At 56.1% G+C, this 22,115-nt stretch carries 22 protein-coding genes and 1 pseudogene; 9 read left to right on the forward strand and 14 right to left on the reverse strand.

Annotation, left to right across the window (positions count from 1 at the left end):
* Positions 1-53: 53 nt before the first annotated feature.
* The 6 genes from ADICEAN_RS06340 to ADICEAN_RS06360 all read right to left on the reverse strand — a co-directional run bounded on the left by ADICEAN_RS06340 (position 54) and on the right by ADICEAN_RS06360 (position 6,981).
* The gene (locus ADICEAN_RS06340) at positions 54-305 is read right to left on the reverse strand and encodes a hypothetical protein (protein ID WP_009194732.1); all 252 of its coding nucleotides are present in this window, start codon (positions 303-305) and stop codon (positions 54-56) included.
* Between the two features lie 71 nt (positions 306-376).
* Positions 377-2,563: an FUSC family protein gene (locus tag ADICEAN_RS06345; RefSeq protein WP_009194733.1), complete on the reverse strand. Its 2,187-nt coding sequence runs from the start codon at positions 2,561-2,563 to the stop codon at positions 377-379.
* A 190-nt stretch (positions 2,564-2,753) separates the two neighbouring features.
* Positions 2,754-3,623 (reverse strand): endonuclease/exonuclease/phosphatase family protein, encoded by an 870-nt coding sequence (locus tag ADICEAN_RS06350; protein ID WP_009194734.1) that lies wholly within the window; start codon positions 3,621-3,623, stop codon positions 2,754-2,756.
* Between the two features lie 134 nt (positions 3,624-3,757).
* Complete coding sequence (locus ADICEAN_RS06355) at positions 3,758-5,158, reverse strand: sulfatase/phosphatase domain-containing protein (protein ID WP_394330745.1); 1,401 nt, start codon at positions 5,156-5,158, stop codon at positions 3,758-3,760.
* 19 nt (positions 5,159-5,177) lie between these two features.
* Positions 5,178-5,468 carry a sulfatase-like hydrolase/transferase gene (locus ADICEAN_RS22980; RefSeq protein WP_201766018.1) on the reverse strand — a complete coding sequence of 97 codons (291 nt, stop codon included), beginning with the start codon at positions 5,466-5,468 and terminating at the stop codon, positions 5,178-5,180.
* 148 nt (positions 5,469-5,616) lie between these two features.
* Entirely contained in the window at positions 5,617-6,981 is a 1,365-nt protein-coding gene (locus tag ADICEAN_RS06360) for a trypsin-like peptidase domain-containing protein (RefSeq protein WP_009194737.1), read from the reverse strand.
* A 328-nt stretch (positions 6,982-7,309) separates the two neighbouring features.
* Between ADICEAN_RS06360 and ADICEAN_RS06365 the strand changes: the two genes are divergently transcribed.
* From ADICEAN_RS06365 to ADICEAN_RS06375, 3 genes are read left to right on the forward strand one after another with little or no spacing between them, the layout of a single operon-like run.
* Entirely contained in the window at positions 7,310-7,855 is a 546-nt protein-coding gene (locus tag ADICEAN_RS06365) for a CopD family protein (protein ID WP_009194738.1), read from the forward strand.
* Positions 7,852-8,472 carry an SCO family protein gene (locus tag ADICEAN_RS06370; protein WP_040396394.1) on the forward strand — a complete coding sequence of 207 codons (621 nt, stop codon included), beginning with the start codon at positions 7,852-7,854 and terminating at the stop codon, positions 8,470-8,472. The genes ADICEAN_RS06365 and ADICEAN_RS06370 overlap by 4 nt, the downstream gene beginning before the upstream one ends.
* A complete protein-coding gene (locus ADICEAN_RS06375; RefSeq protein ID WP_009194740.1) occupies positions 8,469-8,954 on the forward strand; it encodes a c-type cytochrome in 486 nt (161 codons plus the stop codon). Before ADICEAN_RS06370 ends, ADICEAN_RS06375 begins: the two co-directional genes overlap by 4 nt.
* Positions 8,955-9,090: 136 nt before the next feature.
* Here the strand turns inward: ADICEAN_RS06375 and ADICEAN_RS06380 are convergent, their stop codons facing one another.
* The gene (locus tag ADICEAN_RS06380) at positions 9,091-9,642 is read right to left on the reverse strand and encodes a hypothetical protein (RefSeq protein ID WP_009194741.1); all 552 of its coding nucleotides are present in this window, start codon (positions 9,640-9,642) and stop codon (positions 9,091-9,093) included.
* Positions 9,639-10,208 carry a helix-turn-helix domain-containing protein gene (locus tag ADICEAN_RS06385; protein WP_009194742.1) on the reverse strand — a complete coding sequence of 190 codons (570 nt, stop codon included), beginning with the start codon at positions 10,206-10,208 and terminating at the stop codon, positions 9,639-9,641. The genes ADICEAN_RS06380 and ADICEAN_RS06385 overlap by 4 nt, the downstream gene beginning before the upstream one ends.
* Positions 10,209-10,502: 294 nt before the next feature.
* On the opposite strand from ADICEAN_RS06385, the gene ADICEAN_RS06390 reads away from it, so the two are divergent.
* Positions 10,503-11,771, forward strand: a complete 1,269-nt coding sequence (locus ADICEAN_RS06390) for a M28 family peptidase (protein ID WP_009194743.1) — start codon at positions 10,503-10,505, stop codon at positions 11,769-11,771.
* A gap of 366 nt (positions 11,772-12,137) precedes the next feature.
* Positions 12,138-13,151, forward strand: a complete 1,014-nt coding sequence (locus ADICEAN_RS06395; RefSeq protein WP_009194744.1) for a metal-dependent hydrolase — start codon at positions 12,138-12,140, stop codon at positions 13,149-13,151.
* A 329-nt stretch (positions 13,152-13,480) separates the two neighbouring features.
* On the opposite strand, the gene ADICEAN_RS06400 is transcribed toward ADICEAN_RS06395, so the two are convergent.
* The 5 genes and pseudogenes from ADICEAN_RS06400 to ADICEAN_RS06420 all read right to left on the reverse strand — a co-directional run bounded on the left by ADICEAN_RS06400 (position 13,481) and on the right by ADICEAN_RS06420 (position 18,117).
* Positions 13,481-14,422, reverse strand: coding sequence for a ribose-phosphate diphosphokinase (locus ADICEAN_RS06400; protein WP_009194745.1), 942 nt, complete (start codon positions 14,420-14,422; stop codon positions 13,481-13,483).
* Between the two features lie 313 nt (positions 14,423-14,735).
* Positions 14,736-15,305 (reverse strand): CAP domain-containing protein, encoded by a 570-nt coding sequence (locus tag ADICEAN_RS06405; RefSeq protein ID WP_009194746.1) that lies wholly within the window; start codon positions 15,303-15,305, stop codon positions 14,736-14,738.
* 59 nt (positions 15,306-15,364) lie between these two features.
* Positions 15,365-15,916: a hypothetical protein gene (locus ADICEAN_RS06410; RefSeq protein ID WP_040396395.1), complete on the reverse strand. Its 552-nt coding sequence runs from the start codon at positions 15,914-15,916 to the stop codon at positions 15,365-15,367.
* 118 nt (positions 15,917-16,034) lie between these two features.
* Positions 16,035-17,701: pseudogene (locus ADICEAN_RS23845) on the reverse strand (FAD-dependent oxidoreductase).
* Positions 17,702-17,772: 71 nt separating this feature from the next.
* Positions 17,773-18,117, reverse strand: a complete 345-nt coding sequence (locus ADICEAN_RS06420) for a DUF6249 domain-containing protein (protein ID WP_009194750.1) — start codon at positions 18,115-18,117, stop codon at positions 17,773-17,775.
* 300 nt (positions 18,118-18,417) lie between these two features.
* Between ADICEAN_RS06420 and ADICEAN_RS06425 the strand changes: the two genes are divergently transcribed.
* The gene (locus ADICEAN_RS06425; protein ID WP_009194751.1) at positions 18,418-18,978 is read left to right on the forward strand and encodes an RNA polymerase sigma factor; all 561 of its coding nucleotides are present in this window, start codon (positions 18,418-18,420) and stop codon (positions 18,976-18,978) included.
* Entirely contained in the window at positions 18,975-19,373 is a 399-nt protein-coding gene (locus ADICEAN_RS06430; protein WP_009194752.1) for a hypothetical protein, read from the forward strand. Before ADICEAN_RS06425 ends, ADICEAN_RS06430 begins: the two co-directional genes overlap by 4 nt.
* A gap of 89 nt (positions 19,374-19,462) precedes the next feature.
* On the opposite strand, the gene ADICEAN_RS06435 is transcribed toward ADICEAN_RS06430, so the two are convergent.
* Positions 19,463-19,891, reverse strand: coding sequence for a flavin reductase family protein (locus tag ADICEAN_RS06435; protein ID WP_009194753.1), 429 nt, complete (start codon positions 19,889-19,891; stop codon positions 19,463-19,465).
* A 549-nt stretch (positions 19,892-20,440) separates the two neighbouring features.
* Between ADICEAN_RS06435 and uvsE the strand changes: the two genes are divergently transcribed.
* Together uvsE and ADICEAN_RS06445 are read left to right on the forward strand one after the other, a co-directional pair.
* Positions 20,441-21,394, forward strand: coding sequence for a UV DNA damage repair endonuclease UvsE (gene uvsE / locus ADICEAN_RS06440; RefSeq protein WP_009194754.1), 954 nt, complete (start codon positions 20,441-20,443; stop codon positions 21,392-21,394).
* A gap of 196 nt (positions 21,395-21,590) precedes the next feature.
* Positions 21,591-22,100 carry a redoxin domain-containing protein gene (locus tag ADICEAN_RS06445; protein ID WP_009194755.1) on the forward strand — a complete coding sequence of 170 codons (510 nt, stop codon included), beginning with the start codon at positions 21,591-21,593 and terminating at the stop codon, positions 22,098-22,100.
* Positions 22,101-22,115 lie beyond the last annotated feature (15 nt).

Consider the following 22,115-nt stretch of genomic DNA (forward strand, 5'->3'; position numbering starts at 1 on the left):
CAAATTTCATCCTTTCAAAATTCGGGATGACTCATGTTTCTTGTTTGTACAAACTAACTTGCTTTGCCTTTGCGCTCCCAGTGATCTTTGATGATGTTGCCTGCCGCATCCTGCGTAAGGGTACGGGCATAGCGCTCTCCCTTTACAGTGCCCTGCTCATCAAGCCGGCCTATAAAGAGCAGCACAGGATTGCCCCGTGCATCTGTTTTAAAGGCAAGGTCTTTGCCCCTGTAGTGCTGATGCACCATGGCAGAGGGCTCATAGGTTTTGCGTAGCTGGGCCAGAATTCCTTCACTCAGTGGCATGGCAATAGGCGTTTATACCCTAACAAGCAAACCCCGCCCCAGGGTTTGACCCTACGAGCACAAAGCGAGGCTCAGGCCAGAATGCCCTCGGTACTTTTGCGGATATCGGTACTGATCTTATACAAAAATTCCAGCTGTTCCTGCAGCAGGCGCTCGTCGGGGCTTAGGGCAGCCTTATCATCCGGGCGATTTTCCGGCCGGCCCTCTGCTATTGCCTCCGGATGCATCAGGCCTTCTGCACCTCCCTCCTGTACCGCATACCCCCCGGCGGCAGGCCCCAGTCTGGCGCAGGTTTCCTTCAGCTGGGCCAGGGAGCGGCGCAGGAGGCGCCCACTGTCCGGACCTACCCCCTGCTCGGGCCGTTGCCAGGCGGCAGCCAGGGTGGCAATGCTGGCCGACAGGATATGGTTAAGCACCACAAAGCGATGCACCTCCCTGCTGTTGCGCTGCTTGCTGCGGGGCTCGGAGAGCATGCGCTGAAAGGCCGCCGAAAGGTTGGCCGATCGTACATACACTTCTTTGCGGGCCAGTTTGTAATCCTCTTCCCCTACGGCCTGGCCCTGCAGGCGGCTGGCCAGTTTCTGCAGGTAAAGCATATTGGCCTCCAGCACCTGCTGCATGAGTGGGCGCAGCTGTTGCGACTCCCAGCTGGGAAACACCAGATAGCTTACTGCCAGCGCTATGGCTGAGCCTACCAGCGTATCCAGCATCCGCTCCTGCACCAGCACCAGATTATTGGCCCCCAGAAAGGAAAAAATAATGAGCACAAAGGGGGTCATAAAGATCACACTGATGATGTAGTTGGTACGGATAAAGCTAAATGTACCAATCATGAGCACCACCAGCAGGGCAAAGAGGATGGTGGGCTCATTCAGCAACAGCAGCAGACAAAAGCCTATGCCCCCGCCGATGAGGGTACCCAGCAGGCGATGATAATTGCGCTGCTTGCTAAGGCTGAAGGCCGGCTTGAGAATAACCACCGTTGTGAGCAGCACCCAGTAGCTGTGCTCGCCATAGGGCAGCAGCCGGGTGCTGATGTACCCCAGCAGACAGGCAACTGCCACCCGCACGGCATGCTTGAAGATAGCCGAGCGGGGGCTGAGGTTATCCAGCAGCAGGCTGCGGCTAAAGGGCTGGCTGTGCACAAAACTGCTGTAGTTGACCTGTGGCCGGGGGGATGGTTGCGGCAGGCTCTCGGTTCTGTAGTACTGGTGCATATCACCTATCCGCTGGCTGATGGCGCGCAGGTTAACCAGTACCTTCTTCAGGGCCAGAATACTTTCCTGAGGATGCGCCAGGGCTACCTGGTCTATTTTTTCCTTTACCCCTTCCAACTGCTGCAGCAGATCGGGCAGCGGCAGCGGCTGGGCGCCGGCCTGGATGGCATAGCCCAGCTGGTCCAGCACATCGGCCAGCCGCTCTATCTGGCTGCCAATCTCGGCCAAAATGCCGCTACTGCCAAAGCGTTTCCGCAGCGAACCGTAATCATAATGAATCATGGTTACCTGCTCGTAGAGATCTACCAGATCTACAAAAGTGAGCAGCAGGCGCCGGCTGGTGGTGGTAGATTCCTTTACCAGCAGCCGGCTCTTGAACAGCAGCTCCCGTACGGCTTCCTGTTTCTCATTGACCAGCACCTGCTGGGCCACCAGCTGACTAAAAGCAGTCTCCAGATTGGTACCGGGGGCATAAAATGTGGCTTTCAGCTGCAGAAAGCGGGCTACGGCATGCACACACTCGCCCAGCGCCTGCTGCACCGGACGGTAGGGCCGCAGACGGTAAAACAGCAGGCTCAGGCTCATGTACCACACCCCACCCAGCAAGATACAGGTGCTGATAAGGGGTACTTCGGCGGCTGTGCGGGGCTCATCCATCACCATGATCATTACCAGCAGGGCCGCACTGCCCACTGCCGCCGCCCGGTTGCCATATACCGGAAACATGGAAAGCAGAAAGCTCAGCAGCAGCAGCTCGGCCCCCAGCAGCAGGGGGTGCAGGCGGGCAAATCCGGTAAGCATGGCCACCACAAATATGGCCGCACAAGCCCACAGCATGCCGTTGCGCTTGTGTACGGCTGGGCCGGGAATATCAGGGATGCTCACCGACAGGGCGCCAATGGCCGCCAGCACCCCCAGCTGCAGGTAGCCCAGCTGAGAAAGTACCAGAGGGGGCAGCAGAATGCCACCCGTTACCCGCAGGGCATCGGTAAAGTTCTCACCGGTTAAAAAGTACTGGAGGTTACGTGTTTTCTGCCCCATGCTGCGCCAAAGTGCGAATATATCCCCTGCTGCGGGGCTGAACAAGCCCGGGGCCGGCTAATATACCTTTCCCGCCTTTTTAGGCCGGGCCGTGTGTTTTCTGCCCTACTCCGCCTGCTTATTAATGCTGACTACAGGACTGATAAGCGTGCTGCTTGCGGGCAGGCGGCCAGGCCCCATTGTAGAAACATCATGGCAGGCGCCACTCCAGTACCGCCAGTACCGGCAGGTGATCAGAGGGGTATTTACCCCCCTGCGCATCGGTAAGAATGGCATGCTGCTGTACGGAAAAAGCGTTGCTCACAAAAATAAAATCTATAAGCTTTCCCAGCTCATTGGCAACATCAAAGGTGCTAAAGGAGCCTTCGGGTCCGTAAGGGGGTGTTCTGGAAAGGCTGCGGGCCTCCTGCAGCAGGCCACCGGCCAGCAGGTTGGCATAGGCCTTTGTGTCGGCCGTGGTATTGAAATCGCCGCTAAGGATGGCCGGATGGCTAGCGGCAATCTCGCTTATCTTACGGGCCAGCAGGCGGGCGCTTTGTTCCCGGGCCTCTACCCCCACATGATCAAAGTGGGTATTGAAATGGTAGAGCTCCCGCCCGCTTTGCCGGTCCCTAAACCGGGCCCAGCTGCAGATGCGCGGGTAGGCCGCATCCCAGCCCTTGCCGGGGGTATTGGGCGTAGGCGAAAGCCAGAAGGTGCCCGAATCCAGCAGGTTAAAGCGGCGGGTATCATAGAGAATGGCCGAAAATTCACCCCCTTCAGCGCCGTCATCGCGCCCCCTGCCATACCATTTGTAGTGGGGCAGGGCTTCCTGCAGGTCCTGCAACTGGTGGCGCAGCGCCTCCTGTACCCCCAGCAGCTGGGGCTGGTGGTAGCGGATCAGGCCTGCCACCCGCTCCCTGCGCAGGGGCCAGCGGTCGGGCCCGTCGCTGGCAATATCCAGCCGCAGGTTGTACGACATTACCCGCAGGGGTTCGGCAGCGGATTGGGCAGCTGCCGGTACAATAGTAGTACTCAGAAGCAGGGGGAGCAGCAACAGACAATAGTTAATCACCAGCATACACATACTTTTTAACAGGACGTTGATCAGGAATACAGGCTGTATATAACGCTGTATATAACTTAGTACAAGCCGCAAAGTGGCAGACCCCTGCGAAGATCAACGGCAGAAGCGCTCTTTGATCAGTTTTGCACCTAATGATGAAAATCGGGCTTTGGGCCCCGCAGCTTGCGGAAATTCTCCTGCTGCTGCTCAATGGCTTCCCGGCTGGCCCGCTCAAATTCCTTTTCCGTTACTCCATAGGCCTGTTGCAGCGAATCCAGGGTGAGTAGCAGCTTTTGGCGAATGGGCTGGTAGGCCGGTGCGTTGATGAGATTTGTCAATTCGTGCGGGTCTTTCTCAAGGTCGTAGAGTTCCCAGGCATCAATATCATCATAGAAGTGAATAAGCTTGTAACGGCTGGTGCGCACCCCATACTGTTTCTTGACCATGTGAAAGGCCGGATAATCGTAATAATGGTAGTAGATGGCCTGCCGGAAGGCATCCGGCGATGAACTGGTCTCCAGCAGCGGGCGAAGGGATTGCCCCTGCATGTTTTGGGGGATAGGCACCCGGGCATAGTCCAGAAAGGTGGGGGCAAAATCGAGGTTCTGGGTAAGAGCCTCTACCACTGACCCCCGTTTGATGCCAGCCGGGTACATCATCAGCAGCGGCATGCGCAGCGATTCTTCATACATAAAGCGCTTGTCAAACCAGCCCTTTTCGCCCAGGTAAAAGCCCTGATCGGAGGTATATACCAGCAGGGTATTGTCGGCCAGCCCGTTTTGCTGCAGGTAGTCCAGAATGCGGCCCACCCCTTCATCTACCGCCGCTACGGTGGCCAGGTAATCCTGCAGGTAGCGCTGGCCCTTCCAGATGGCCAGCTCCCGGCCGGTCAGGTTGGCTTCATGCATGGCATCGTTTTTGGCCTGATAGGCCTTATCCCAGGCAGCCCGCTGGGCGGGGGTCATGCGCTCAAAATCGGTTTTCCAGGGGTTGTGGGCCAGCTCACTGCTGCCCTTGGCCACGGTCATCTTCAGATCATGGCCCTCGTACATATCCACATAAATGGTCTGCTGCTGTTGCTGGGCGGCCAGCTGCCCCTCGTGGGTAGAAAAATAGCTGTCGGGCAGCGGAAAGCTAACCGAATCGTAGAGGTTCAGGTGCCGCAGGGCGGGCATCCAGTTGCGGTGGGGGGCTTTGTGGTGGATCATCACCATAAAAGGGGTGGTGCTGTCCTTTACCTGGTCCAGGTAGGCCAGGGCTTCATCGGTGATCAGGTCGGTGGCGTAACCCTCTACAATGGCGGTATCGGCCATGTTCAGGGCCCAGTGAGGGGTTTGATCCACATAGGCACGGTCTATGCCGGCGGTATCCCCGAGCTGGATAAAGTGGGGATTGTAGTAATTGCCCTGATCGTTGAGAATCTTCCAGTAATCGAAGCCCTGGGGCAGACCGTGCAGGTGCCATTTGCCAATGAGGGCGGTGGTGTAGCCGGCCTGCCGCAGCAGTTTGGGAAAGGTGGTCTGGGAGCCGTCAAACACCTCCCCGTTCATCCGAAAGCCGTTAATGTGGCTATGCTTGCCCGTCAGAATCACTGCCCCGGCTGGGGCCGCAGATGGAGTTGGTGCAGAAGTTGTTCCGGAACAGCACCCCCTCCCGGGCAATCCGATCCAGGTTGGGCGTGGGCGCCAGCTGGCTGATCGGATGGCCGTAGGCGCTGATGGCCTGCATGGCATGATCATCCGTCATGATAAAAATAATGTTGGGCCGGGGCAGCTCTGCTGCTTCCCCCTGCGGCTGCTCGGTACCCCGGCAGCCAAACAGGAGCAGTCCAAGGCTGAGTAGGTAGTGTGCTGGTTTCATCGCTATCCGGTTTTGTGCAGGGGATTGGGGCAATGCCTCAGGCTTCAGGCGGGCATGATTCTCCACACGTCCCAGATAGCCATAACACCTCATCGCACCACAAAGTTATGCCTGGCCTTGGGCAGCAAGCAGCTTGTACCGCAGAGGCTCAGAAATAATACTGATAATACCCCTTCACCCCTTTGGTGTTGACACCCTCAATGATTACCCGGCCCTTGAGGCGGGAGAGCACCTGCACCAGTTTTTCGGGATCGTCAATGGGGGTTTCGTTTATGCTGGTGATCACAAAGCCATCCTCCAGCCCCAGGCGGCGCATAAAGCCCCGGCGGATATTGGTGACGCGCACCCCCTGCGGAATGTTGAGCACATCGCGCTCTACCTTGCTGATCTTCTCCAGATCGGCGCCCAGCGTCTGGGAGGTAAATACCTCGCGCCGCAGCACCGAGGTGTTGCCCTCGCGGTTGGTAAGGGTAAGCTGGGTCTGCTGCGGCTGGTTGCGCCTGATATAGCCCAATGTTATACGGTCTCCGGGGCTGTAGTAGCTCACCAGCTCATCAAACTGGCCGCGGCTCTCTACCGGAATGTCGTTTACCCGAACGATCACATCACCCGGCTTCAGGCCAGCCCGGGCAGCGGCCCCATCCTGCGCCACATGGCTCACCACTACCCCTCTATCGGCCTTTACATTCAGCTCCCGGGCTTTGTTCAGGTCCAGGTCAATCACCTCGGCGCCTACAAAGGCCTTCTGCACCTCGCCGTATTGGATGAGGTCTTCGGCCACCTTGCGCACCACATCTACCGGCACGGCAAAGCCATAACCGGCATAGGAGCCTGTCTGGCTCAGGATGGCGGTATTGATGCCGATCAGCTCGCCGCGGCTGTTCACCAGCGCCCCGCCGCTGTTGCCGGGATTAATGGCCGCATCGGTCTGGATAAAGCTCTCCAGCGGAAACAAGCCCTTGCCAAAGCTGATCTCCCGCCCCTTGGCCGATACAATACCAGCCGTAACGGTAGAGGTAAGGTTAAAGGGGTTGCCTACGGCCAGCGCCCACTCGCCTACCTCTACGGCCGCCGAACGGCCCAGGTTGATAGCCGGCAGCCCATTGGCCTCAATCTTAAGCACGGCCAGGTCGGTGGCCGGGTCGGTTCCCACCACAGCGGCTTTGTAGGTGCGGCGCTGGTGCACCACCTCTACGGTTTTGGCCCCCTCCACCACATGGTTGTTGGTAATGATGTAGCCATCTTCGGCATAGATCACCCCCGAACCCGAGGCCGCCATGGGGCCGCTGCGCCGGCCAAAGAGCAGGTCAAAATAGCTGGTAGGAGCATACTCATCGCCCGCCAGGGCCTTAATGAAGACCACCGAGGGGGTGCTGCGGCGAGCAGCTTCAATAAACGATACCCCTTCGGCCCCGGCCCGGGGCAGTTGCCAGTTGGCCTGCTGCACAGGCAGGGGGGCGGCATCGGCCCGGTACTCCCCTTCGGTAAAGGGGGCCAGGGGGCTGGCAGCCATAAAATGGAGGTATACGGCAGCACCGGCCAGTCCGGCGCCAAAGGGGAGTATAAGAGATCGCAGAGGTTCGCATGGTGCTTTTTCTTAACTGCCTATAGTTTAGGAACAGGTAGCTGAATGGGTAACGCTCAGCGGCCCGCGGCTGATACCAATCACCGCCAAAAATTAAAACACCTGCGCAAGGATGTCAAGTCTGGCCGTCTGCTGCGCCCTGAAAAGAGGCATACTCCCTTAGCAGAAACAGGATATACAAAAAGAACGCCCCTCCTGGGGTGCGGGCAGTTGCTCCTGTATTTGTTCGGGGCGGTTTCGGTTGTACCTTTGCGCCATGGCATTTCTTTACCTCAAAGCCCTGCACATCATTTTTATTGTTACCTGGTTTGCCGGCCTTTTTTATGCACCCCGCCTGTTTATCTACACCATGGAGGTGCAGGAAAAAGAGGCCGAGCCGGCCCGCAGTATTCTTCTGCAGAACCTGCTGCGCTGGACCCGCCTGCTGTGGTGGGGCATTACCTGGCCCTCGGCTATTCTGACGCTGCTGCTGGGCCCCAGCCTTATCTTCAGCTCGGCCTATTACCAGAACATGCCCGGCTGGCTATGGATCAAGATCGGCTTTGTGGTTGCCCTGTATGGCTACCAGTTTGCCTGCCATGCCATGTTTGTGCGCCTGCAGCAGGGCCAGGGGGTATGGACCAGCCAAAAATTACGTTTCTGGAATGAGGTAGCCACTATTTTGCTCTTTGCCATCGTTTTTCTGGTGGTGCTTAAAAGCATGGTAAGTGTGTTGTGGGGGCTGCTGGGGCTGCTGGTCTTTACCATACTCCTGATGCTGGCCATCCGCCTGTATAAGAACCTGAGAGAATCAAAAGGATGAAAAAATTACTTGCACTACTTCTGCTGCTGGGGGCAATGGCCGGCTGCAACCGGCAGTCCGATCAGGAGCTGCCCATCTGGGGCGAGCGCAGCACCCAGGGAACCGATACGGTCTACCACAGCATTCGCAACTTTGCCTTCTATAACCAGGATTCGGCCCGTATCAGCGACCAGACGGTGGCCGGCAAGGTTTATGTAGCCGATTTTTTCTTTACCTCCTGCCCCAGCATTTGCATAGAAATGGCCAAACAGATGCTGCGGGTGTGGGAGCGCTTTGGCCAGCATCCCGATTTTATGATCCTCTCCCACAGCCTGGACCCCGAGTTTGATACCCAGCCCGTGCTGAAGCAGTATGCGCGGGGCCTGGGGGTGCCCGATGGGGGCAGCTGGCATTTTCTGACCGGCGGCGAAACAGATGTATATGAACTGGGGCAGCAGCAGTACTTTGTAACGGCCAAACAAGACCAAAAAGCGCCCGGTGGCGTGCTGCACAGCGGCGCCTTTGTGCTGGTAGATCAGCAGGGCCGCATCAGGGGGGTATACGATGGTACCGACCCGGCCCGGGTAGACCAGCTGATGCTGGACATTCAAAAACTCTTACCCCCTGCCGGCCAATGAGTACGCTACACCACCTGGGCATAGGCCTGCTGTTGCTCCTGTGCCTGATTACGATGGGCTGCTCCGGCAAAGAGGGCCGGGAGGAGCAGCGCGCCAGCGGACCCAACCTGCCCGAGGGCATTGGGCGCAGCGAAGAGCAGCGTTTTCGCCAGTACTGGGTGCAGGGCCGCATTCTCTACAAGCAGCACTGCATGGGCTGCCACCAGAACGATGGCGCCGGCATGGCCCAGCTGATCCCCCCCCTGGACGGAGCCGATTTTCTGCAGAACAAGCAGGCGGTTATTTGTGTGATCCGCCATGGCATGCAGGGAACCGTGGTGGTCAATGGCCGGGAATACAGCGGCATTATGCCCCCCAATCCCCAGCTGCGCCCGCTGGAGATCGCCGAAATTGCCACCTATATACTCAATACCTGGACCAACCAGGAGGGTTATGTGGGCATTCCGGAGGTAGAAGCTGCGCTGCAGGGCTGCCAGCCCTAAACCAAAAAAGCCTCTGGCGTATGGGCAGAGGCTGTTGATGCGTACATGCTCGAAATGTTTGCTGTAGGGTAGCAGGCAGCATCTGCTCTCGTGCACTCCTTATCGGCGGCAGGGCGGCCTGCCGATGGGCTGCCGGCTATTGCTGTTGCTGGGCCTGCTGCTCTTCTTCTTCTACGGGCTGCACGGCCTGAGTGGCTTCTTCCAGTGATTCGCGGGCTTCGCGCCGGGCTACCCGTGCCTGAAGCAGCAGGGCTTCCAGATCGTCCAGCTCCCGCTGCACAATCTCCACTTTTTCTGCTGTAGGAAGGGAATCGGCCGGATAGTACTGCTGCCGCTGTTTCCAGTTTTCAAGGGCCTGGCGGGCCTGGCCTACTTCATGGAGGCGGTTGCGGTAAGCCCAGATAAATTCTTCCTGCAGCTGGGCGGGCAGCTCGGTATTGGCAATACTATCCTGCAGCATACCGCTTAGCTGACGCAACTGCTTGATCGCCTGATCGGCGGAGGCCTGTCCCTGCGCCAGCAGTTCCTGCTGCTCGACAAAGCGCAGCTGGGCACTGTCTACCGCCGGTGCCGGAGGCGGGGGCGCCAGGGCTACGGCCTCTTCCTGCGGAGCTTCATTGCCCCCACAGGATATAAGCACAGCAGGGGCTAACAGCCCAAGCAGCAAGGGTACATAGAGGGGTTTCATACAACTTTTGGCAGAGCAGCATACAGTTCCCGGCCGGTGTAGACCGACATGGATTGTCCTGTAACTTCTCTGAACATGCGGGATAATCCTTTTACAGTTTTGAAGCCCAGTTTCAGGGCAATCTCTTCCTGGCTAAAGTTAGAATTAATCAGCAGAATTTTGGCGCGCTCTACTTTCATGCGTCTCAGGAAGATGGAGAGCCGCTGGCCGGTAATAGACAGGTACCGCTGACAAATAAGCAGGTAGGGGGTTTTAAGCGCATCTTCCAGAAAGGTCTCAAAGCTGGTTTCCTGCTGCTGCCGCAGGCAGTTATCAATATAGACCGATACCAGGCTGCGCACCTGTTCAGAAAACAGTTTGGCTTCGCTATCCATCAGGCTAAATCCCATTTCTTCCAGCGCTTTATCAATGGTAGCCTTTTTGATCACCCCTCCTGGATTGTAGTAGGAGGCCGCTCCGAGTTCAACTTCTTTTACCCGTAATCCGAGCAGCTCCAGGGCCTGGCTCACCAGCAGAATATCCCGCGGTGAGTTCATATTTTCTATATATACTATTTCTTCATTCATACACAACAGGCTGTTCCATCCAATAAGCCAAGAATATATCCAGATACTTAAAATGTAGTAGAAATGTTACTACAAACATGCAATACTTTCTCTTTTTTATTCAAAAGAGGATCATCGATATATTAACATAACACATAGATAGTAGGCGGCTTACTCCAACAAGAACGACCTTACCCATTGAAAATTATCCAAAAAATACTTTCTTACGGCTAAAGTGGAAAGTAATGAAGCTCAACTGAAGCCAGGGGGGCTCAGCGCCTTTCAACGTCCGAATATTACAAAATTTTCCTATAAATGAACTATACCCGTCCACAAATTCTGCAATTTGCTCCCGTTTTTCTGATTTTTCTATTTCTCACCAGCCCCTCAGCAGCGCAGGTACCAGCCCAACAGCCCGACAGTGCGGCCACCATCCGGCAGATTTATGACTCTGCCCTGGTACAGGGCCACAGCTATGAGCTGCTGCGCCAGCTTACCAAAGACGTTGGTCACCGCCTGAGCGGCTCGGCCGGTGCCGAGCGGGCGGTAGCCTGGGGACGGCAGCAAATGATGCACTACGGCTTTGATACGGTCTGGCTACAAGAAGTAACGGTACCCCACTGGGAGCGGGGCAAGCCTGAGCAGGTGATCCTGCGGCCAGAGGGCAGCTCCCGAGGCGGCAAACCCCTGCAGGCCCTGGCTCTGGGCGGCAGCGCCGGTACTGGCCCCAAAGGGGTGCAGGCCCAGGTGGTAGAGGTGCGCAGCTTTGAGGAACTGGAGGCCCTGGGCCGGGCCGGCGTAGCCAACAAGATCGTATTTTTCAACTATGCCATGCGGCCCGATTTCATTAGCACCAGCCGGGCCTATGGCGATGCAGCCGGCTACCGGGTAAATGGCCCCAGCCGGGCTGCCAAACTGGGCGCCCTGGGCGCTGTAGTGCGCTCCATGACCACTGCTCTGGACCATGTGCCCCATACCGGCACTACCCGCTTTGAGGAGGGGGTTAGCCCCATCCCGGCGCTGGCCATCAGCACCCTGGATGCCAACATGCTCAGCCAGGCCCTTAAGACGGGTAAACCCCAGCGCCTGTACCTGGAGACCCACTGCCGTACCCTGCCCGATAAGATCTCCTACAATGTAATTGGCGAGCTGCGGGGCAGCGAATTTCCCAACAAGTACATCACCGTAGGGGGGCACCTGGACTCCTGGGATGTAGGCGAAGGCGCCCATGATGACGGCGCCGGCTGTGTGCAGGCCATTGAAGTGCTGCGCATCCTGAAGGCCATTGGCTACACACCCCGCTATACCCTGCGGGCGGTATTGTTCATGAATGAAGAAAACGGACTAAGGGGCGGCAACACCTATGCGGCCGAAGCCCGCGCAAGGGCGAGGAGCATGTGGCCGCCATGGAATCGGATACGGGTGGCTTTACCCCCCTGGGCTTTACCATTGATGGCAGTGATGAGGCCATCGCCTCCATTGCTGCCTATAAGGAACTGCTGCACCCCTACCAGCTGCGGGATTTCTCCAGAGGGGGTGGTGGTGCCGATATTGGTCCGCTCAAGCCGCAGGGCACTCTGCTGATCGGCTACCGGCCCGACTCGCAGCGCTACTTTGACCTCCACCACACCCGGGAAGATACCTTTGAGAAAGTAAACCGCCGGGAGCTGGAACTGGGCGCCGCCGCCATGACGGCCATGATCTACCTGCTGGACAGCCAGATACTCGATAGCCAACTAATGAGCAAGTAAGCCTATTTTTGTGTGCCGCCATTGCATCCCCCTGGCGGCACACATATTTATACCGCACAACAGCCAGCCCCATTCGCCAGCCCGCTTTACAGCGAGGTGAGCCCATGAGAGGTAGGCGAGCCCTGTTACACCGCCACCTAACATGCGGCGGCCTGATACCTGATATCTCAAACCCCATACCTGACACCCCCTACCCTCTTTGGATTCGTTAACACAAATTGTACTTGGCGCTGCCGTAGGCGAGGCCGTAGCTGGCAAACAGCTGGGCAACCGGGCCCTTTTCTGGGGCGCTGTGGCCGGTACCATCCCTGATTTGGATGTGCTGGCCAACCCCTTTCTTGATACCGTAGGGGAACTTACCTTTCACCGAAGCTTTTCGCACAGCCTCCTGTTTGCCTTACTTTTTGCCCCCCTACTGGCGCTGGCGCTCCATCGCTGGCAAGGGAGAATAAGCTGGCAACGCTGGTTCTGGCTCTTTTTTCTGGGTTTTACCACCCATGCCCTGCTGGACTCCTTTACCTCCTGGGGCACGCAGCTGTTTTGGCCCTTTAGCCGCTATGGGGTAGCTTTTTACAACATCTTTGTGATTGACCCCCTCTACACCCTCCCCTTTCTGCTGCTCTTGCTGGCGGCTGCCTTCTATCCCAGGCAGAGCAGCATGCGCCGCAGGCTTTGCTGGTGGGGCATTGGCATCAGCTCAGGCTACCTGCTGCTGTCACTGGTTTTTCAGCAGCTGGCCGCAGGGGTGTTTGAGCGCAGCCTGGAGGCCCAGGGGGTGCAGGCCGAGCGTATGATTGTAAAGGCTACCCCTTTCAACATCCTGTTCTGGTCCGCTACGGCCGAGGCCGATGGAGGATTTTATAATGGTTTTTACTCCATTTTTGACAGCAACACCTCCATAGACTTTACCTACCTGCCCCGGCAGGAGGACTTGCTGGACCCCTACCGGCAGGAGGAGGAGCTGCAGAAATTACTCTATGTCACCAAGGGCTACTATACCGTAGAGCAGGACAGCAGCCAGCAAAACGGACTGCTCATCAACGATCAGCGCTTTGGCCAGTTCAATGGCTGGCAGGATGGCCGTGGGCAGTTTGTATTTGTCTATACCCTGCAGCCCGGCCCAGAGGGCGTAAAAATTGGCCAGCGGGAATTTGACTGGCGGCCGGATAGCGACTACCTGAAGGCGTATCTGAGCCGGGTGTTGGGGGAGTGATGGCTATCAAAGCGTAGCCATGGCGCGCGTAGCCCTTCAGGCTACGCTAGAAATATGCCGCCCCTTTGGGGCTTGGGTAAACCCCTAATCGGAACAGGAGCCCTAAAGGGGTGGAATATGAATAGCATGGGCTGGATCGCGCAGCCCTTCTGGCTACGCTAAAATTACGCCGCCCCTTTGGGGCTCAGGCAAATCCTTAATGGGAATCCAAGCCCCAAGGGGGCGGCATATGAACAGCATGGTCTGCAGGGCTATGCTTTTTTGGCATTTAACCGTATTTCCTGCTGCTTCCTGCTTCAGGCTATGCCAGGCCATGCACCACCCATGGCCTACACCCCAAAATTGGCAATTTCCATCAGGCTGCCATTTTCCAGCATGCGGCGGATCACCTCGGCAATCAGGGGGCTGCAGCTGACAACTTCTATTTTTCCGTCGGTCTTGATGTAGTTGACCGTATCGCTTACATACACCTTTTCCAGGGCAGAATCGTTGATGCGCTGAATGGCATTGCTGCTAAAGATGGCATGCGTACAATAGGCCCGTACGGAGGCGGCGCCCTTTTCCATGATCAGGTCGGCGGCGGTACAGATAGTGCCGGCCGTATCAATAAGGTCATCTACTATCACCACATGCTTGCCCGCTACATCGCCTATGATCTCCATATGGCTTACCTGGTTGGGGATAAGCCGCTCCTTGTGGATTACGGCCATATCGCAGTTGAGCTGCTGCTTGTAAAGCTTGATGCGTTTTAGGCCGCCAAAGTCGGGGCTGCAGAGGCAGAGGTTGGGCAGCGCAAGGCTTTCCAGGTGCTGAATGTAGATCTGCCCCATAAAGAGGTGGTCTACGGGAATCTTAAAGAAGCCTTCGATGGAGCCGGTATGCAGGTCCAGGGTAATTACCCGGTCGGCGCCGGCCTGCTGCATCAGGTCGGCCACCAGGCGGGAGGCAATGGCAGTGCGCATGCTGCCCTTACGCTCCTGCCGGCTGTGGGGCAGGTAGGGCAGAACGGCAATCACCTGCTCGGCCGATGCCCGGCGGGCCGCATCAATGGCCAGAAAAAGCTCAAAGAGATTTTCGTAGGGCATGTTGATCTGGGCCACCAGAAATACAATACGGCCCCGGATGCTTTCGCCGAAGCTCACAAATTTTTCGCCATCCGAAAAGGTCTCGCAATGCAGGTTGCCCAGCTGCTGTCCCAGTTCCCGGGCTATGGCGGTGCCTAAGGATAGGGCCGAACTGGTAGCAAATATTTTAAACGGTTTTGTAGTCATGCGTATCGCAGAAAAATGCAAAGCTAAATTTAACGGTTTCCCTATAATTTATATACGGTAAAAAATTTTAAATTTTTTATTCCAAAACGAACCTACCTAAAGGCTTTGCGTTATAAGAAGTAGATCAAGGGATATAAAAATCTTTGGTTGAGGAGAGAGAGGAAAGCTATACGGAATGCCCCTGGCAGGAAGTATAGCTTTTCCTTTTATAGCCACTCAGCAAATGCCTTTTCCTTAAAGACAAAAAAGCCCCCCTGCTTTGTTTTAAACAGGGGGGCTTTTTCAATAGTGCTATACTGGAACAGGCGCCGTCTTACTGGGCCTCCGGCCTGGGCGAAAATACCTGCACGGCATAGATGCGTCCGCTCTTCTTATCCAGCGACACGGCCAGGCCGGTGAGGGCATATTCAGTGCGCATCAGGTTTTCCATGTGTGGCTTGGAGGTGGCCCACTGCAGCACAAAGAGCTCGGCCGACTGCTGATAGGTTTTTACCCTGTCAAACCGCTGTCCGGGCAATTTATGCAGCAATACCTGCACGGGATGCTCGGCGGCATTTTCGCCGGCATAGTAGCCCTTGCCTCCATAAAAGAGTACACGGTCCTGCGGGTTGTAGCGCTTGCCCTTTTCCTGAAAGTGGGTAAGCTCCCCTTTTTTAGCCAGGAAGGTGGCATGGTCGGCAGCGGCTTTCTGCAGAATGGCATCCTGCGCAAAAGCCGGCTTTTTATGAGCCTTCCGCAGGCTGTCTATCCGCTGCAGAATAAGCTTTTCCAGCAGTTTTGCATTAAACTTTTGCGGATCCAGCGGTTGGTGCTGGGCCGTGGCAGCATGCCCCAAAAACAGCAGGGCTGCCGCCAAAAACAAGTGTACAACGCGTCCCTTCATCTTCTTTCTTCTGTGTTGCAGTGGCCTAAATTGCCTGCTAGTATATATACCAAATAGCTTTATTCTTCACTCAAAATTTCCTCTACCTGATCCATTTTCTGCTCAGAATAGGCGCCGGAGGTAGCATAGACAATTTTCCCGCTTTCGTCCAATACAAAAAAGTAGGGTTCGTCCTTTTCTACCAGCCCCAGCTGATCCCGGTAGGGGGCCAGCTCACCAATGTAAAAGAGCACATGGGGGTGCAATTCGGCATCTACATTTTTAAGCATGCTCTTGCGGGCAGGGCCGGCAGCGGCTTTGTTGGCCCCGGTAAACATGGGCACAAAATAAACATTTACATCATACACAAAATCGGCAAAAAGGCCGGCACTTTCCTTATCAACCATAAAGCGGTCATAGGTTGGCTGAAACCAGGTTTGCAGGGCATCATCGCTCTTTTTAGAGAAGGCCAGGCCCAAAAGCGTAAACTTGCCTTTTACATCCTGGGGCAGGCGCAGCGACTTTCCGCTTACGGTTTCGCCTTTAAGCTCGGGAAATTTTTGCCCTACCTGTGCCTGGGCACCCAGCGACAGCAACAGGCCGGCGGCCATGCTCAACATAAATCTTTTCATACGTAGCTGTTTTAATTTGAACGGAGACGTTGGGCACCAGGCCCGGGTTGGAACGCCTGCCTGATCCCTGCAAGTACTGTACCAGAACGAAACAACTGCCGGATTGGTGCGTGCCGGCCTAGTGTTCGCTCAAATATTGGTGCACAAATTTTATGGCCATGGCTCCCTCCCCCACGGCAGAGGCTACACGGTTCATGGCGCCGGCCCGCACATCGCCGGCTGCAAAAATGCCCGGGCTGCAGGTTTCCAGCAGGTAGGGCTCCCGCTCTTTGTTCCAGAACTTGCTGTAATCGTCATAGCGGGTAAGCTCCCGGCCGGTTTCTATATAGCCCTCCTTATTTTTCAGGATATTGATGGGGAGCCAGTCGGTATGGGGCCGGGCACCGATAAATATAAAGAGGGCGCCTACCTCTTCTTCCTGCCATTCTTCACCCGTAGTATTGTTTTTGAGCAGCAGCTTTTCCAGCCGTTCCTCGCCCAGGGCCTCTACAATCTCGGTCTGGTTATAAACTGCCACATTCTCCAGCGCCTCCAGCTGCTCAATGAGGTACTGCGACATGCTCACTTCCAGGGATTTTTCCCGGTTCAGGATCACCACCTGGCGGGCAAACTGCGAGAGGTAGGTAGCGGCCTGTCCGGCAGAGTTGCCCCCGCCCACTATAAACACCTTCAGCTTCTGGCAGGTACGGCCCTCGGTAGTGGCAGCGCCGTAATATACCCCCGCCCCGGTAAAATTATCCAGGCTGTCGATGTTGAGCCGCTTATAATCCACCCCTGTGGTAATGATGATGCTGCGGGTACTAAGCTGGCTGCCATCGGAAAGGGTAAGCAGCTTATAACCCCCCTTCTGCACTTCTATATTGGTTACTTCCTGCGGAGAGAGCAGCTCGGCACCAAAGCGGCTGGCCTGCGCCACAGCCCTTCGGGTAAGCTCCGAGCCGCTGAGCCCGTTGGGAAAGCCCAGGTAATTTTCAATGCGGCTGCTGGTGCCGGCCTGCCCGCCGGGGGCTTTTTTTCAACCAGCAGGGTGCGCATGCCTTCCGAGGCGCCATAAACAGCGGCGGCCAGCCCGGCCGGCCCACCCCCTATGATCACCACATCATAAAAGCTGGCAGAAGCCTGTAGCTGCAGACCTACTTTTTCGGCCACTTCTTTAATATCGGGATTGCACAGGCCCTGCCCATCTTCAAAAAGCAGCAGCGGCAGCTCTTTGGGAGAGCAGCCCCATTGCTCTACCAGCTGCCGGGCCTCTGGGCTTTTCTCCAGGTCCAGCCACTGGTAGGGCAGCAGGTTGCCGGCCATAAAATCTTTCAGCTGATGCGATTTGGGGGAGTATTGATAGCCAATGATGCGAATACCCTTATAGGGGGGGCGGTAGCCCGCCTGCCAGTCGGCCAGCAGGCCATCCAGCACCGGGTAGAGTTTTTCTTCGGGCGGATCCCAGGGTTTTGTGAAATAGTAGTCCAGTTGTACCTCGTTGATGGCCTGAATGGCGGCATCGGTATCGGAATAGGCCGTCAGCAGCACCCGCTTGGCATCGGGATAGTGCTGGCGGGCTTTTTTTAAAAAATCAACCCCCTGCATCTCGGGCATGCGCTGGTCTATGACAAACAGGGCTACGGGAGTGCCCTTTTGCTTTAGTTCTTCCAGAGCCTCCAGGGCCTCGCTGGCTGAGGTGGTGCTTAAAATGCGGTATTCTTTCCCATAGGGCTTACGCAGATCGCGCGCCACCGACTGCAGCACTTGTTCATCGTCGTCCAGGGCCAGAATAATGGGTTTGCTCATACAGTAAAAAAGGCAGGCTCCTGATTACAATCAGTTTGCCTGCCTTAATGTTTCTGTAGGGAGAGGGAGAATTAGGCTTCCTTGCGGCGCACCAGCATATAGTAGGCAATAAGGCCCAGGCCACCAAAAATGGTGATCATGGAGAAATAGGCCGTTTCGCTGTTCATCTGGGTGGCCATGTCCAGGATGCCTGCCACCAGAAAGCCCAGGCCAATGCCTACGGCGGCCATGCCTACTTTAAGAGCGCCAAATTTGCCGGTGCGGTTGTTGGGGTTGCCCTCCAGCAGGCTGGCGTCGTAGCCTTTTTCGATCATGGCCATGCGCTCCCGGTTACGGGCCTGAATGGCAGAATAAAATACTACAGCTATCGCCACAAACATGGTAATGGGCACGAGGAATACAAATTGATCTTCCATGATTTCTTGAGTTTTTAAGTTTCTGCCAATAGGATGCGCAGCCATGCCCCCCGGTTACAAGGAGATACACACTTTTTTGATAGCCCCCCCTCTCCCAGTCCGCAGCAGGGCTTCCAGCAGGCAGCGGACAGCTTACTTTTTCTACCGACCCTTGCTCCTAACACCCTGATCCAGACCCCACTACTTCCTGAGCCGCAGGGGGCAGATCACCAACCGGCAGGGGGCTGCTTTAAAAGATAGAAACTTTTTTTTATATTCCTGTAACCAGAGCCCTGGCGCGGGCATCAAAGCACTGCAGGTATGACCGATAAATTGCTTATACGTATGGTGCGGGCCGGTAAGCCCGAAGTGTATCGGGCGCTGGTAGAGCGTTACCAGGATATGGTCTATAACCTGTGCTTTAAGGTGCTGCTGGATGAGGATGAAGCCAAGGATGCCGCCCAGGAAGCTTTTATCAAAGCCTACCAGGCACTGGGTACGTTTCGGGAAGACAGCAAATTCTCTACCTGGATGTACCGCATTGCCACCAACGAGGCCCTGGCCAGAACCCGCCGCAAGAAGCGTAGCGCCCCCCTGGAGGAGGCCCGCCACATGGCCAGCGAGGGCTCCGGTGATAATACGCCGGCCAGCCTGCAGCAGGAGGAGCGCAGCCGCTACCTGCACGCTGCCCTTGCCCAGCTGGAGGAAACCGATCGCCTGCTGATCTCACTCTATTACCTGGAGGAGGTAAGCATGGATGAGGTGGCCGACATCAGCGGCCTGGATAAGAACCTGGCCAAGGTGCGCATGCACCGGGCCCGTAAAAAATTGTATACGCTCTTAAGTGGTATTGTAAATCAGGAAGCCAAAGAAGCCTTATGACACCCGAAGAAGACGAAAAATTGCGCCAGCTCTGGCTCGGCAGCCAGAAGGAAGCCCCTGATGGTTTTTCAGCCTTTATTATGGAAAGCCTGCCCCAGCACCAGCCCCTGCCAGAGGCCCTTAAGCGCCCCCTGCTGGCACCCCAGGTGGCCGGCCTGCTGCTGGCGCTGCTGATTGTGGGCAGCGGCCTTACCATTTTGTTTGGCGGCAGTGCTCCTGCGGCAGGTCCGCCGGCTGGCTGGCAGCAGCTGTTGCTGCAATGGCTGGGTACAGGCCAGCAGGCCCTGGAGAGCTCACCTGCGCTGCTACCGGGCCTGGCGGCTCTCTCCATCGGCACTATACTCCTGACGGCCCTGGACCGGCTGCTCAAGCGCATGCTGCTGCACAGGTCCTAGGCAATCCCCCCTGGCAATACAAAACAAGGCCTGGCCCGGAACCAAGTTCCAGACCAGGCCTTGCTCGTTTTTTGGGCTTGGGTTGTGGGTTAGCCGCCGTAGTGGTAAATGGTTTCCCATTCTACCAGCGGCTCGGCCTCGGGATTTATATCTTCGGCATGTACCACCTCGCCCAGGATCAGTACATGATCGGCCTCGGAATGGATGACTTCCTTTACCCGGCACTCCAGAAAGGCCGGCACGGAACGAAACACCGGCACACCGGTTTTGGGCCCTTCTTCAAAAGCATAGCCATTGATGCGGCCCGGCTCTATCACACTCTCCTTGGCAAAGGGGCTCACCATGGGCAAATCGGCCTTGCCCAGAATGTTAAGCGCAAATACGCGGCTTTTGGCAATGGTCTCGTTCAGGTCGCTGCTGGCCTGCACGGCAACCAGCACCATGGGCGGATCAAACGAGCACTGTGTTACCCAGCTTACCAGGCCGGCGGCATAGTAATCGTCCTGCCGGCTGGGCATTTCATCGGCTTTTTGCGGGTGGTCAGGATATGAAAACCATACGATATTTTTTTAAGGGCACCCGCCAGGGGGTCATGTTTCCCTACGGTGCGCTCCATGTGTCGTTTCATAGGCTCTATGGGGTTTAGTACCCTTTTTTAACCTGCAGCAGGGCAAAGGGTTTTGCTCTGGCTGCAGGCAGTTGCCTATGCATAGGTGAGGGAGCAAAAAAAGCCCCTTTCCGGTTAAGGAGAGGGGCATCAAGACTAAAAAGCTTTGTATTTAGTAACCAACGCACACTACTAAACACTCCAGTTCAGCTAAAAAAATAAATTGCTTTCGGTAAAAAAATGGTGCTTAAAAAATAAAGCAAGTAAACAGAGCTTAAAAAAAATCGGTTAAGCTTAAAAAATCTTCTTCTTCTTCAGCTGCCAAACCTAGTTAGGCTACCGTTGAAGCACGTCCTATTATACTCTGCTGTTTGCCCCAAGGTTACGCTATGCTCTTATTTTTTTAGAAAAAATAGGGCCAGCATAAGCAAACGCTCTAACTATCTGATTATCAACCTGCATGATACACCGAATAGGCTACGCCTGCATCAACCAGACCCTCTCAGATCAAAAAATTTCTGTAAACCGCGGCATGATCCGCAAAACCTTTCTGGAGAAGGGTCCGGCCTATGCCGCCGAGCTCATTCGCCTGAACCTGCAGGACCTGGCCCGCATTGTAGACTGGAACCAGCAGCATGGCATTCGCTTCTACCGCATGAGCAGCGATATGTTTCCCTGGATGAGCGAGTATTCACTGGAGGAGCTCCCCGGCTTTGCCTCACTTGCAGACCTGCTGCAGACCATAGGCAGTACCGTGCAGCAGTACAACCACCGCATCTCCTTCCATCCCGGTCCGTTCAATGTGCTGGCCTCTGAAAATGAGGGGGTGGTGGCAAAAACCCTCAAGGAGCTGGATCAGCACAGCCAGATCATGGACCTGATGGGACTGGACCGCAGCCCCTTTTACAAGATCAACATTCATGTGGGCACCACGCTGCAGGGGCGCAAAGAGGAGGCGCTGGCTACCTTTTGCCGCAATTTCAGCCGGCTGTCAGACGGCAGCAGGGCCCGCCTTACGGTAGAAAATGATGATAAAGCCGGCATGTACCATACCGGCGATCTGTACCAGGGCATTTATCGGCAGATTGGCATTCCGCTGGTCTTTGATTTTCACCACCACTACTGCCATAGCGGGGGCATACCCGAGGCCGAAGCGCTGGCGCTGGCGCTGAGCACCTGGCCCGAGGGTATTTTGCCGGTGGTGCACTATTCCGAGCCAAAATCGCTGGAGGAGAAAAAGCTGCTGCGGGCGCATGCCGACCTCATAGAGCACCGCATACCCGATTACGGCTACGATTTTGACGTGATGGTGGAAGCCAAGAGCAAAGAGTGTGCCCTGCTCCATTACCGCCAGCAGGAAGCGGAAGGGGCGCTGCGCGATAGCCTGTTTGCCTCACTGGATAGCCTGCTCTGACCCCTGGCCACCCCCCTTACACACCAAGAGCTGCCTAAAGCAGCTCTTGGTAAATTGGCGAGTGGGTGCCAACACGGATGCGGACTCCCCTCCAACGGCCTGGCCGTCTCCAATCATCTCTTTTGAAGAAATTTACGTTAAAATTAGTGAAAGTCAAACAGTTAGCTGAATAATTTTTTAACCCTCCACGTTTTTCATGCTCAAGCCAAACCAGCCCGTTCCCCCTATTGAAGTACCCCTCCTGCAGGGAGGCCACTGGAGTCTGCACCGGCAAACCCCCAAAGAGTTCAGCCTCCTGGTTTTTTACAGAGGCCACCATTGCCCCATTTGCCGCCACTACCTGCACACCCTCAGCACCCTGCTTCCGGAATTTTCCCAGCGGGGCATTGAGGTGATCGCACTCAGTGTCAACAGCCGCCAAAAGGCCCTGCAATCGCAAAATGAATGGTTTACCGGTGCCCTGCCCCTTGGCTACGATTTCCCGATCGAGCAGGCCCGCCAGCTGGGTCTCTATATTTCCAGAGGCCTGAAACCCCACGAACCGGAGCTTTTCTTTGAGCCAGCCATCCTGACTGTACGGCCCGATAACCGGCTATACAGCATTATTGTGCAGAGCACCCCCTTTGGCCGGCCGCATATAAAAGACCTGCTGCAGACCTTCGACTATTTTATCGACGAAAATTATCCTCCCCGCGGCGACGCTTAATGCTATTCCCAAAAT

This window comes from Cesiribacter andamanensis AMV16 (assembly GCF_000348925.1).
GTDB classification, from domain to species: Bacteria; Bacteroidota; Bacteroidia; order Cytophagales; family Cyclobacteriaceae; genus Cesiribacter; species Cesiribacter andamanensis.